Annotated in this window: 9 protein-coding genes; 4 read left to right on the forward strand and 5 right to left on the reverse strand. The window is 60.0% G+C overall.

Features of this window, described 5'->3' with window-relative positions; translation table 11 throughout:
- The first annotated feature begins 86 nt into the window (after window positions 1–86).
- From xylA to J1G35_RS07915, 4 genes are all read left to right on the forward strand, one after another.
- Window positions 87–1,403, forward strand: a complete 1,317-nt coding sequence (gene xylA, locus J1G35_RS07900; protein ID WP_223014402.1) for a xylose isomerase — start codon at window positions 87–89, stop codon at window positions 1,401–1,403.
- Window positions 1,404–1,643: 240 nt separating this feature from the next.
- Window positions 1,644–2,642: a D-xylose ABC transporter substrate-binding protein gene (gene xylF, locus J1G35_RS07905; protein ID WP_223014404.1), complete on the forward strand. Its 999-nt coding sequence runs from the start codon at window positions 1,644–1,646 to the stop codon at window positions 2,640–2,642.
- A 128-nt stretch (window positions 2,643–2,770) separates the two neighbouring features.
- Entirely contained in the window at window positions 2,771–4,315 is a 1,545-nt protein-coding gene (gene xylG / locus J1G35_RS07910; protein WP_223014537.1) for a D-xylose ABC transporter ATP-binding protein, read from the forward strand.
- Window positions 4,316–5,452, forward strand: a complete 1,137-nt coding sequence (locus J1G35_RS07915; protein WP_223014406.1) for a sugar ABC transporter permease — start codon at window positions 4,316–4,318, stop codon at window positions 5,450–5,452.
- Between the two features lie 95 nt (window positions 5,453–5,547).
- On the opposite strand, the gene J1G35_RS07920 is transcribed toward J1G35_RS07915, so the two are convergent.
- From J1G35_RS07920 to J1G35_RS07940, 5 genes are all read right to left on the reverse strand, one after another.
- Entirely contained in the window at window positions 5,548–6,468 is a 921-nt protein-coding gene (locus J1G35_RS07920; protein WP_223014408.1) for a substrate-binding domain-containing protein, read from the reverse strand.
- 17 nt (window positions 6,469–6,485) lie between these two features.
- Entirely contained in the window at window positions 6,486–8,471 is a 1,986-nt protein-coding gene (locus J1G35_RS07925) for a methyl-accepting chemotaxis protein (RefSeq protein WP_223014410.1), read from the reverse strand.
- Window positions 8,472–8,696: 225 nt separating this feature from the next.
- A complete protein-coding gene (locus J1G35_RS07930) occupies window positions 8,697–9,947 on the reverse strand; it encodes a glycoside hydrolase family 68 protein (RefSeq protein ID WP_032885445.1) in 1,251 nt (416 codons plus the stop codon).
- A 251-nt stretch (window positions 9,948–10,198) separates the two neighbouring features.
- The gene (locus J1G35_RS07935) at window positions 10,199–11,137 is read right to left on the reverse strand and encodes a pectate lyase (RefSeq protein ID WP_053139574.1); all 939 of its coding nucleotides are present in this window, start codon (window positions 11,135–11,137) and stop codon (window positions 10,199–10,201) included.
- A gap of 243 nt (window positions 11,138–11,380) precedes the next feature.
- Window positions 11,381–12,880: a CoA-acylating methylmalonate-semialdehyde dehydrogenase gene (locus J1G35_RS07940; RefSeq protein ID WP_223014412.1), complete on the reverse strand. Its 1,500-nt coding sequence runs from the start codon at window positions 12,878–12,880 to the stop codon at window positions 11,381–11,383.
- Window positions 12,881–12,938 lie beyond the last annotated feature (58 nt).

Consider the following 12,938-nt stretch of genomic DNA (forward strand, 5'->3'; position numbering starts at 1 on the left):
CACCACCCCTTGGTGATTTTCATAATCAGCAAGCCAGGAGCCGTTGCTAGTATCCAGACACCGCCAAGAACAATAAGGAAAACGCCATGCCGTACTTCCCCGGTGTCGAGAAGGTTCGCTTCGAAGGCCCCAGCAGCGATGCCCCCCTCGCCTTTCGCCATTACGACGCCAACAAGCTGATCCTCGGCAAACCGATGCGCGAGCACCTGCGCATGGCCGCGTGTTATTGGCACACCTTCGTGTGGCCCGGCGCCGATATGTTTGGCATGGGCACCTTCAAGCGCCCATGGCAGCGCAGCGGTGACCCCATGGAGGTGGCCATCGGCAAGGCTGAGGCGGCATTCGAGTTTTTCTCCAAGCTGGGCATCGACTACTACAGCTTTCACGACACCGATGTGGCGCCCGAAGGCAGTTCGCTCAAGGAGTACCGCAACCACTTTGCGCAGATGGTCGACCACCTGGAGCGCCATCAGGAACAGACCGGCATCAAGTTGCTGTGGGGCACCGCCAACTGCTTCAGCAACCCACGTTTTGCCGCCGGTGCCGCCAGTAACCCGGACCCGGAAGTGTTTGCCTACGCCGCTGCCCAGGTGTTCAGCGCGATGAACGCCACGCTGCGACTCAAGGGCGCCAACTATGTGCTGTGGGGCGGCCGTGAAGGTTATGAAACCCTGCTCAACACCGACCTCAAGCGCGAGCGCGAACAGCTCGGGCGCTTTATGCGCATGGTGGTGGAGCACAAGCACAAGATCGGCTTCAAGGGCGACCTGCTGATCGAGCCCAAGCCCCAGGAGCCGACCAAGCACCAGTACGATTACGACAGCGCCACGGTGTTCGGCTTTTTGCATGAGTACGGCCTGGAGCATGAGATCAAGGTGAATATCGAGGCCAACCACGCCACCCTGGCCGGGCACAGCTTCCATCATGAGATCGCCACGGCCGTGTCCCTGGGCATCTTCGGCAGCATCGACGCCAACCGGGGCGACCCGCAGAACGGCTGGGACACCGACCAATTCCCCAACAGCGTCGAGGAGATGACCCTCGCCACCTATGAAATCCTCAAGGCCGGCGGCTTCAAGAATGGCGGCTACAACTTCGACTCCAAGGTCCGCCGCCAGAGCCTGGACGAGATCGACCTGTTCCACGGGCATGTTGCCGCCATGGATGTACTCGCCCTGGCGCTGGAACGTGCGGCGGCCATGGTGCAGAACGACCAGTTGCAGCAGTTCAAGGACCAGCGCTATGCCGGCTGGCAGCAACCGCTGGGTCAAGCCGTGCTGGCCGGTGAGTTCAGCCTGGAGTCGCTGGCCGAACATGCGTTTGCCCACGAACTGAACCCGCAGGCCGTGAGTGGTCGGCAGGAGATGCTGGAGGGGGTGGTCAACCGGTTTATTTATCGGTGACAGTGTGGCGAGCGGGCTTGCCCCGCGTTGGGGCGCGAAGCGGCCCCATTACAGGCGATGTGTTTTTAACTGACACACCGAGGTGCCTGGTTTTGGGGCTGCTTCGCAGCCCAACGCGAGGCAAGCCCGCTCGCCACAACAGGCCCGGCTTGCCACAACACGCCGGTTAGCCACAACTACAGTGTTCGCCTAGAGTCTTCACCCAGTGTCTTTCCAACAACAATAAAAGGACGCACCACCATGAAGTCATTCAAACGTACCCTGCTCGCCACCGCCCTGGCCCTGCTCGCACTGCCGGTGATGGCCGATTCCGCCCACCCGAAAATCGGTTTTTCCATCGACGACCTGCGCCTGGAACGCTGGTCCCGTGACCGTGATTACTTCGTCGCCGCTGCGGAAAAACTCGATGCCAAGGTCTTTGTGCAGTCCGCCGATGCCAACGAGCAGAAGCAGATTTCGCAGATCGAAAACCTGATCTCCCGGGGTGTCGATGTGATCGTTATCGTGCCGTTCAATGCCACCGTGCTGACCAATGCCGTCGCCGAAGCCAAGAAAGCCGGGATCAAAGTGGTGTCCTATGACCGCCTGATTCTCAACGCGGACATTGATGCGTATATCTCCTTCGATAATGAAAAAGTCGGGGAAATGCAGGCCAGCGGCGTGCTGCAAGCGGCGCCCAAGGGCAATTACTTCCTGCTCGGCGGCGCCTCCACCGACAACAACGCCAAGGTGCTGCGCGAAGGCCAGATGAAGGTGCTGCAACCGGCCATCGACAAGGGCGACATCAAGATTGTCGGCCAGCAGTGGGTCAAGGAATGGAACCCCACCGAAGCCCTGAGCATCGTCGAAAACGCCCTGACCCGCAACAGCAACAAAATCGACGCCATCGTCGCCTCCAACGACGCCACCGCCGGCGGCGCGATCCAGGCCCTGGCCGCGCAGAAGCTGGCGGGCAAGGTGCCGATCTCCGGCCAGGACGCCGACCTCGCCGCCGTCAAGCGCGTGATCGACAGTACCCAGACCATGACCGTGTACAAGCCGCTCAAGCTGATCGCCACTGAAGCCGCCAAGCTCTCGGTGCAACTGGCACGTAACGAGAAGCCCACCTACAGCTCGCAGTACGACAATGGCAGCAAGAAAGTCGACACCATCCTGCTCACCCCGACCCCGCTGACCAAGGCCAATATCGACCTGTTGGAGAAGGACGGGTTCTATACCAAAGAGCAGATCGGCCTGTAGGAGCTGGCTTGCCAGCGAAGATCGCGAACGAAAACGCGGAAAGCCTGAATAAACGCGGTGACTTGGTGTTTTTCGCGAGCAAGCTCGCTCCTACAGTCATGTCGTCAGTCCTGTGTGTGAGCCATGGTATGTCCGACTACCTGCTGCAAATGAACGGCATCGTCAAAACCTTTGGCGGTGTCCACGCGCTGAACGGCATCGACATCAAGGTGCGGCCGGGGGAATGCGTCGGCCTGTGCGGCGAGAACGGTGCCGGTAAATCCACCCTGATGAAGGTGCTGTCGGCGGTCTACCCCCATGGCACTTGGGAGGGCGAAATCCTCTGGGATGGGCAGCCGCTCAGGGCCCAGTCCATCAGCGAAACCGAGGCCGCCGGCATCGTCATCATCCACCAGGAACTGACCCTGGTGCCCGATCTGTCGGTGGCCGAGAACATCTTCATGGGCCACGAGCTGACCCTGCCCGGCGGGCGTATGAACTACCCGGCGATGCTCCATCGCGCCGAAGCGTTGATGCGCGAGCTCAAGGTGCCGGACATGAACGTCGCGCTGCCGGTGTCACAGTACGGCGGCGGCTACCAGCAACTGGTGGAAATCGCCAAGGCCCTGAACAAGCAGGCGCGCCTGCTGATCCTCGACGAACCCTCCTCGGCCCTGACCCGCTCGGAAATCGAGGTGCTGCTCGACATCATCCGCGGCCTCAAGGCCAAGGGCGTGGCCTGCGTGTACATCTCCCACAAGCTCGATGAAGTCGCGGCCGTGTGCGACACCATCGCGGTGATCCGCGATGGCAAGCACATCGCGACCACGGCCATGGCCGACATGGACATCCCGCAGATCATCACGCAGATGGTCGGGCGGGAAATGAGCAACCTCTACCCCTCCGAGCCCCATGCCATCGGCGAGGTGATTTTCGAAGCGCGCAACGTCACCTGCTATGACGTCGACAACCCCAAGCGCAAGCGCGTCGACGATATTTCCTTCGTGCTCAAGCGCGGCGAAATCCTCGGCATTGCCGGGCTGGTGGGCGCCGGGCGCACGGAGCTGGTGTCAGCGTTGTTCGGCGCCTACCCCGGCCGCTACAGCGCCGAGGTCTGGCTCGACGGCCAGGTGATCGACACGCGCACGCCGCTCAAATCGATCCGCGCCGGGCTGTGCATGGTGCCCGAGGACCGCAAGCGCCAGGGCATCATTCCCGACTTGGGCGTGGGCCAGAACATCACGTTGGCGGTGCTCGACACCTATGCCCACCTGACCCGCATCGATGCCGAGGCCGAACTGGGCAGCATCGACCAGCAGATCGCACGCATGCACCTCAAGACCGCCAGCCCGTTCCTGCCGATCACCAGCCTGTCCGGTGGCAATCAGCAAAAAGCCGTGCTGGCGAAAATGCTGATGGCCAAGCCCAAGGTGCTGATCCTCGACGAGCCCACACGCGGGGTGGATGTGGGCGCCAAGTATGAGATCTACAAACTGATGGGCGCGCTGGCGGCAGAAGGCGTGTCGATCATCATGGTTTCGTCGGAGCTGGCCGAAGTGCTCGGCGTGTCCAACCGCGTGCTGGTGATCGGCGACGGCCAGTTGCGTGGCGACTTCATCAACGAGGGGCTCACCCAGGAACAGGTGCTCGCCGCCGCGCTCAGCCAAAATAATAACAATCGGAAAACCGCGTAGATGAATCAGGTCAAACAGCTGTTCACTCGCTACAAAATGCTCGCCCTGGTGATCGCCGTGGCGTTTATCTGGCTGTTTTTCAGCTGGCAGACCGAGGGCGGCTTCCTCACCCCGCGCAACCTGTCCAACCTGCTGCGGCAGATGTCGATCACCGGCATCCTGGCGTGCGGCATGGTGCTGGTGATCATCAGCGGCGAGATCGATTTGTCGGTGGGTTCGTTGCTGGGATTATTGGGCGGGCTCGCAGCGATCCTGGATGTGGTCTATCACATCCCGCTGCTGGCCAACCTCAGCCTGGTGGCGTTGTGCGGCTTGATGATCGGTTTGGCCAACGGCTACATGACGGCTTACCTGCGCATTCCGTCGTTTATCGTTGGCCTCGGCGGCATGCTCGCGTTTCGCGGAATTCTGCTGGGGATCACCGGCGGCACCACCATCGCGCCGGTGTCGCCGTCGCTGGTGTATGTAGGCCAGGGGTATTTGCCGCATTCGGTGGGGATTGGCCTTGGGGTCTTGCTGTTTGTCCTGACCCTGTTTTTGACCTGGAAACAACGGCGCAACCGCGCGCTGCATGGCTTGGCGCCGCACGCCCTGATGCGCGATGTGCTGCGCGTGGGGGTGATTGGTGCGGTGCTCGCCGGGTTTGTCACCACCCTCAACAGCTACGACGGCATCCCCGTACCGGTGCTGCTGTTGCTGGTGCTGCTCGGCGTGTTCAGCTACGTCACCAGCCAGACCGTGTTCGGCCGCCGCGTGTACGCGGTGGGCAGCAATATGGAAGCCACGCGCCTGTCTGGCATCAACGTGCAGGCGGTGAAACTGTGGATCTTCGGCATCATGGGCGTGATGTGCGCCCTCGCCGGCCTGGTCAACACCGCGCGCTTGGCTGCCGGCTCACCGTCAGCGGGCAACATGGGCGAGTTGGATGCCATCGCTGCGTGCTTTATTGGTGGTACGTCGATGCGCGGCGGCTCGGGCACGGTGTATGGCGCATTGCTGGGGGCGCTGGTGATTACCAGCCTGGATAACGGCATGTCGATGCTGGATGTGGACAGTTACTGGCAGATGATTGTGAAGGGCAGCATCCTGGTATTGGCGGTGTGGGTGGATGTGAGTACGCGCACGGGGCGGCGCTGACGCCCGTTCTCACTAACACCCCATAACCCTGTGGGAGGGGGCTTGCCCCCTCCCACATTTGACTGCATTCCAAGGTTGGAGCGAGGTGGTCAGTCCTATTCAAACGCCTGGCGATTCTCAGGCGTGATCAACTTGAACGGCACCCAGACCACCGTCGACTCCAGCACCTCGCCGCGTACCAGACGTAGCGCGGTGTCCACTGCGCCGCCGGCCTGGCCGGCGGCATCCTGGAACACGCTGACCGCCATCTTGCCCTCAGCCATCAATTTCAAGCCGTCCGGGGTGCCGTCGATGCCGCCAACCCAGTAGTCCTTGGCCTGCTTGCCGGCCTTTTCCAGCCCCATGATCGCGCCGATCGCCATTTCATCGTTATTGGCCGCGATGATCGAAAAATCGACGCCCTGTTTGACCCAGTCAATGACAATCGTGGCGGCCTGGCTACGCTCCCAATTACCGACTTTTTTCTGTACGACTTTCATATCGGGGTATTTGGCGACGACTTTCTCCACGTCCTCGGTGCGCATCAAGGAGGACGCGTTGGCGGGGTCGCCCACCAGAATCACCACGTTGCCCTTGTAACCGGCGCGGCGCGCCAGCTCTTCCATCTGCAAAGTACCCGACTCCAGCTCGTTGGAGCCGACAAACGCGGTCTGCGCCGGCCACTTTGGCGGGTTCGGATTGCGGTTGACGAAGACCAGCGGGATTTTGGCGTCCGAGGCCAGTTGCATCATCTGCGCCGCACTTTTGCCGTCGACCATTGCGACGATGATCGCATCCACCTTGGAATTGACCAGGTTGCGGAATTGGCGCATCTGCAAATCGACGCTGTCCTGCCCGTTCTCCATAAAGATGTCGGCGTTCATGACGGTGGCCTGTTGCTGCACCCCATTGCGCAGCAGGGTCTGGAAGTTATCGTCGTACTTTGCCATGCCCACACCCAGCAAGGGCGTGGCGGCCTGGGCTGGGCCCAGAATGAACAGCGTCGCCCCCAAGGCGAGGATTAACCATGCTTTCATGTTCTGACTCCCGCGGCTCAAACGCTGAAATGATGGAGCAGCTCGCGCTGCACCTTGGCCATGTCCGACAGCTCGTGGCTGCTGATGGCGGACTGCTCGGCGCCATGTGCCGTCTGCTGGGCCGAATCGTTGATCTGGATAACCATCCGACTGGTTTCCTGCACCGTGGCGCTCTGCTCCTCGGTGGCGGCGGCGATCTGGATATTCATGTCGCGGATACTGTCGACCGAGTCGCTCATCGACAGCAGCAAGTCACCCGCGCCCGAGGCCAGGGACACGCACTGGGTGGACTGCGCCTGGCTTTCGTTCATCACGTGCACCACCGAGTGAATCTTTTCCTGCATGAGCCCGATCATGTCCTGGATTTCGCTGGTCGAGGTCTGGGTACGGCTGGCCAGGGAGCGCACTTCATCGGCCACCACCGCAAAACCGCGCCCCTGCTCGCCGGCACGAGCCGCTTCGATCGCCGCATTCAGGGCAAGCAGGTTGGTCTGTTCGGCAATGGTGCGAATGGCGACAACAATGCCCTCGATATTCTGCCCGTACTTCTGCAACTCATCGGTCACCTGCGTGGCCTTGTTCACCTGGTCGGCCTGCTGGCGGATGTTGACGATGGTCTCGGCCACGCGCGCCTGCACCTTGTGCGTGAGTTCGCTGGTGTCGTCCACGGCCTGGCGGGTGTCCTGCGCACGCCGAGCCACCTCTTCGACCGTGCTTTCCATCTGCGTCATGGCCGAGGCTGCCGATTGCAACCGGTCCTTCTGCTCATCCACCACACGGGTAGTCTGCTCGCTGTTCAAGGCGTTGCTGCCCGCCGTCACGGCCAGCGCATCGGCAGAGCTGATCAATTCACGGAAGGTTTTCTGCAGGGCCTTGGTCAGTTCGTTCAGGTAGCCGCCCAACTCACCGAACTCATCTTTACGGCTGACATCGAAACTGACCCGCATGTCCCCCGCCGTGAGCGTCTTGAGGACTTCGCGAAACGCCGCCAGCGGACGTCGCAGGCTGAAGGCGACCCACGTACCAATCAATACCGCCGCCAGCACCGCCAGCACACACGCGATCAACAGCAAGCTGCGGCTGGTGCCGATGGTGGCATTGGCCGACTGACTGGCCTGGTTGGCGACCTCCAGGGACTGGCTGCCGAACTCGCCAATCTTGTCCAAGGTGGCATTCAGCGCCGCGTCAACCGCACTGCGTTGCTGCTGCACCTGCGCGGCCAGTTTTGCCTCCACCTGATAAGCCTGGAACAGGCCGTCAGGGGCGGTCAGGTCAGTCAGCAGGCGATTGACCATGACGCCGGCAATCCGCCCGACCCGGGGGTCAATCGCCGCCAGGGCCTGGGCCCGGGTGCTGATCACTTCGTCCTGCAGATTGAGCACACGCTGTAATTTATCGATGGCGGGCGTGACGGTATGAGCCGCGAAGCCATCGTAGGATTTGTTGACTTCCAACAGCAGCTTTTCCGCTGCGGCCACCTGTTGCGGCTCGCCGACACTGCGCGCATGCGCGATGTAATCGCGCAAATAGCTGGTCAGCTGCATCGCCTGCGCACTGCTGTAGCCTTGCAGTTTGCGCGTCAGCGCCAACTGCTGCACATGTTGCGAGTGGGACGCCATCAACGCCTGCGCCTGTTCCGCGTAGGCCGCTACCTGTTGGCGCTGCTGCGCCAGGTTCGCCCGCAGCGCCTCATGCTCGCCCGTATAGGCAACGGTGCTGTCGAGCAATTGATTGAACTGGGCGATGCTCTCGGTGAACGGTCGCTTGCCGTCCTCGATCTGCTTGGGGTCGGTGCTGATCTGAATGGCCAGCAACGCTTGGTTGGCGCGCAGGATGTGCACGTAGAGCTCACTGGCGGCCCGGCTCAAGGGTGCCGACTCGCCGGTGATAATGTTCAAGCGACTGCTGATGGACTGCGTGTTCTGATAACTGATCCCCGCCATGACTAGCAGTAACAGCACCAACACCGCAAACCCGCCGATCACACGCTGCAATATGGTCATGGCCACCCCATTTGATTTTTATTCGTTGACCTGAGCGACGACCAGGCGTGCACCTACGCGTTCGGGATCACTCGTGGTGCTAGTGCCTGTATCGGCCAGGTGGGCGGGGACTTGAGCGTTGAAGACAGGCTGAAATGCGGTCAAAAAAAAGTGGGAGGGGGCGTGCCTCCTCCCACATTTGGATCGGTTTACACCTGATGAATCAGGCTGGGTTTTGCACTGGGTTTACTGGCTCAACACCACATCCCGCATCGCCGGAATGTAGCCGTAGTCATAAGCCTCCTGCACAAACGAACGAGCGCCCTTCAACACGATCCTGACCGTCGGCGCCTCGGTGCCGCCGATGCGGTAGTCATCGCCGGTGGTGGGCACGCTGTCGATAAACGACGTCACCAGGCCGTTGGGCATCACGCAGTGAGAGTACGTCTGGAACGGCTGCGAAGGCGGGTTGCCCAGTACCAGCCCCGACGCATTCATCAGCGTATAGGGGCCGAACAGGTGATCGCTGACAAACCCATAGACGCCATCCGGCCCCGTCACGCCATCGGCATAGGTGAACTTGTGGCTGATGGTGAACAGGTAGTACTTGTTGTCCTGGAACACATAGTGCGGCCGTTCGGTCTGGTCATTCACCCCGACGGCAGTCACCAGCGGCGGCAAAATCTCCCACTCGTCACCGTTGAGGTCTTTGGCCACCGCGATGCCGATACAGCCCACCTGATAACGCGCACCGCCGACATCTTCATGACCTGGCGGCACCAGGCCTATTTCATTCGGGCCCACTTCGTGAGTCCCGCGCTCGCCGGCCACATTGCCTTCGAACACCATGTACAACTTGCCATCGACGGGATCGATAAAGGGGCTGGGATCGCGAAAGTTCCAGGTCGCATTCTGGGCTTCGGTTTGATAATAGGTGCCGTCGGCGTCGAACAACGACTTGACCTGATCAAAGCCCTGGAGGGTGACACCGGTGTCTGACGTGACAACCTGGCCCCTGACTTTGGCAATCGTGGCACCCGGCGTGACGCAGGTGTAGTACAGGTCGATGTCACCGTTGTTATTCAACAGGATCGGCGTGCCCGCCCATTCACGGGTGGTCGGCGAAACCCCTTCGGCCATGACACGGCCGCCGAAGATCCAGTCCTTGCCGGTACGCGAATACCAGTAGCAGATCCGCGCATGACCATGGCGGTCTTCCCAATCGCGCTTGATGTCGTAACGGCCATCGGCATTGATGAATTGTGGATCATGGGGGCGACGGTCGGCGGTCAGGGTGAAGATCACTGACCAGCCATTCACCGATACCACCGTGCCATCCAGTTCACGCAATGGCATGGTGTCCCAAATAAAGACCGTGTCACTCATGACAGGAAAGTCAGGACTCACTAACGGCTGTGTCGTCGTCGGGTCATTCTCATTAACTTTCAGCGCATCGGCCCGTGTCCAGCGAGTGGGTGTGTGATTCGCATGTTTCATGATGATGTCCTTTTGCTAACGCTTAAGTGACAAGCGAAGATTAAATAGCACCTGGCAGCCAGCAACTTAATACTGACTGAAAGAGCAAGAGATAGTTGGCTCTGCAAGTGCGCACCAAGGTTTAACATGGGCACTTGCTTATCGCAACATGAAGAATTATTTATATTACAAAGGCCATCACTGTATTTATATCCTTGATATAAATACAGTGGCACTTGCAATAAATGACAGCTCAGTAGAAAGCTAGCTACTCAACTACCGAATACCAGCGCCGCAGCCTGGGCACCGGCATTCTTCTGTGTGAAGTCCTTGGCTTGCGCCGCCGTCTTCAAGGTATAGGCGTAGTTGGAACTGGCCGTCCATTGTGCTTTGGGCGACTTTTGGTTGGTGATCGGCGGCACACTGTTTGTATCAGTGAACGTCCCGGTGCCTTTATCATCCAACATGCCTTTGTTTTGGCTGCCTTCGCCAAAATAGTTGCTTTCAGAGAGGATATTGGCGTTCTGCGCGAGGGTAAAACCGAGGTGGAAGTTATTGATGTAGTTGTTGTACACATGGAAATAACCGTAACGCATCAAGCCGGGCGCACGTACTTCCATGTTGTCGAAGCGGTTATGGCACAACGTCAGGCGCGGATAACCGTTGAACTCTGCCTTATTATCATCCGCCGGGTGACCGAAGATCAGCCCGTACTTGTGGCTGCCAAAGAAGCAGTTGCTGATGGTGGCATAATCGGCTTTTTCACCGATATACAGCAGTTTATCTTCACTGCCGTCAGTGGTGGACCAGCTGTGCCCGACAAACGAGCAATGGTCAATCCAATACTTGCTGCCGTAGTTCAGGTACACCTGAATATCGTCATTGGCCTTAATGCTCGCTGAATGTTTGAAGATAATATTCTGCAGAATAATGTTCTGCGACTGCGCGGTTGCACGCAGGTGAATATTCTCCAACGTGCGGTTCTGGAACGAACCGATCAGGGTCTTGTTGGCACCCAAGTTGACTTTGGTCAGGCTCGACGCCGAGATATTACTGTTGATCACCAAGACCCGTGGGGTGGTGTCGCCAATATTGGCCTTGAGTTGATCCAGGGTGGTGATACTGACCACAGGGCCGGACCAGCCGCCAGTGACTTTTGCCGCGAGGGCGAAACCGGTCAAGCCGGTGAGTTTGCTTTCTGGATAGGACATGAGTTCCCTCTCTATCAATAAAAACGGCTCGGTATAACGAGCCTGTGCATTAAGTTAATCCGTTAACTTGCACACAGTGTTTGGCGTGGCTGATGTTGCCATCCTGGTTGATCAGCGCTTAAACACTGTGTTTATGTACAGTATTCGTCATTCGCCTGGCCGTCAACCCTCAAGTGAAAAACAACCAAAAGTGGGAGGGGGTTTACCCCCTCCCACTTTTGCCCTGCGGTGTTCTTCCAAGCGTTATTTGGACACCGGCATCGCAAACTCGGCGCCCTGCTCGATGCTCTCCGACCAGCGCTGCATGATCGATTTCTGCTTGGTGTAGAAGCGCACACCCTCAGTGCCGTAGGCATGCATGTCGCCGAACAGGCTCTTCTTCCAGCCACCAAACCCGTGCCAGGCCATCGGCACCGGGATCGGTACGTTGATGCCGACCATGCCCACTTCGATACGCCGGGCAAACTCGCGGGCAATGTTGCCGTCGCGGGTAAAGCAGCTGACGCCGTTGCCGAATTCGTGGTCGTTGACCAGCTTCACCGCCTCGGCGAAGTCATTCACGCGCACGCAGGCCAGTACCGGGCCGAAGATTTCTTCGCGGTAGATGCTCATCTCTTTGGTCACGTGGTCGAACAGCGTCGCGCCGAGCCAGAAGCCGTTTTCCAGGCCGGCTTCGGTGGGTACATAGTCACGTCCGTCGAGCAGCAGTTGCGCGCCGGCCTGCACGCCTTGTTCGATGTAGCCGCTGATGCGCTCCAGTGCGGCGCGGGACACAATCGGGCCCATCTCGGCCTTGAGGTCGCGGCCGTCGGTGATGCGCAGGTGCTTGGCGCGTTCGGTCAGGGCGGCGATGACTTTGTCACCGACATCGCCAACCAGCACCGCTACGGAAATGGCCATGCAGCGTTCGCCGGCACTGCCGTAGGCGGCGCCCATCAAGGCGTCGACGGTTTTTTCGATATCCGCGTCCGGCATCACCACCATGTGGTTCTTCGCACCGCCCAGGCCTTGCACACGCTTGCCGTTGCGCGCACCGGTTTCGTAGATGTACTGCGCAATCGGCGTGGAGCCGACGAAGCTCACGGCCTTGACGTCCGGGTGCGCGATCAGCGCGTCCACCGATTCCTTGTCGCCCTGCACCACGTTGAACACGCCTTTGGGCAGGCCGGCTTCACGCAGCAGTTCGGCCATGAACAGCGAAGCACTTGGGTCGGTCGGGCTTGGCTTGAGGATGAAGGTGTTGCCCGCCGCAATGGCGATCGGGTACATCCACATCGGCACCATCACCGGGAAGTTGAACGGCGTGACACCGGCTACGACGCCCAGGGGTTGGCGCATCGTCCAGTTGTCCATGCCACGGGAGACCTGGTCGGAATGCTCGCCTTTGAGCAGGTTGGGGATGCCGCAGGCGAATTCGAGAATGTCGATGCCACGGTCGACTTCGCCCTGGGCGTCGGTGAAGACCTTGCCGTGTTCGGCGACGATGATGCGCGCCAGGTCGTCCTTGCGCTCACGCAGCAGGTGCAGGTATTCGAACAGCACGCGGGCGCGACGGATGGGTGGGGTGTCGGCCCAACCGGCAAAAGCGGCCTGGGCAGCGGCGACGGCTTCGGACACGGTCTGGCTGCTGGCCAGGGCAACGCGGCCGGTGATTTCGCCGGTGGCCGGGTTGTAGACGTCCTGATAGCGATCATCGCGGCTGACGCGCTGGTCGTTGATGTAGTGCTCGATTGTTGTAGTCATGGCAGTCGATCCAGGTGGGTTGCGTTGGGACACACGATAGGCTTTCGGTTTGTTCCAA

This window comes from Pseudomonas sp. SH10-3B, assembly GCF_019891415.1.
In the GTDB taxonomy this organism is placed as follows: Bacteria; Pseudomonadota; Gammaproteobacteria; order Pseudomonadales; family Pseudomonadaceae; genus Aquipseudomonas.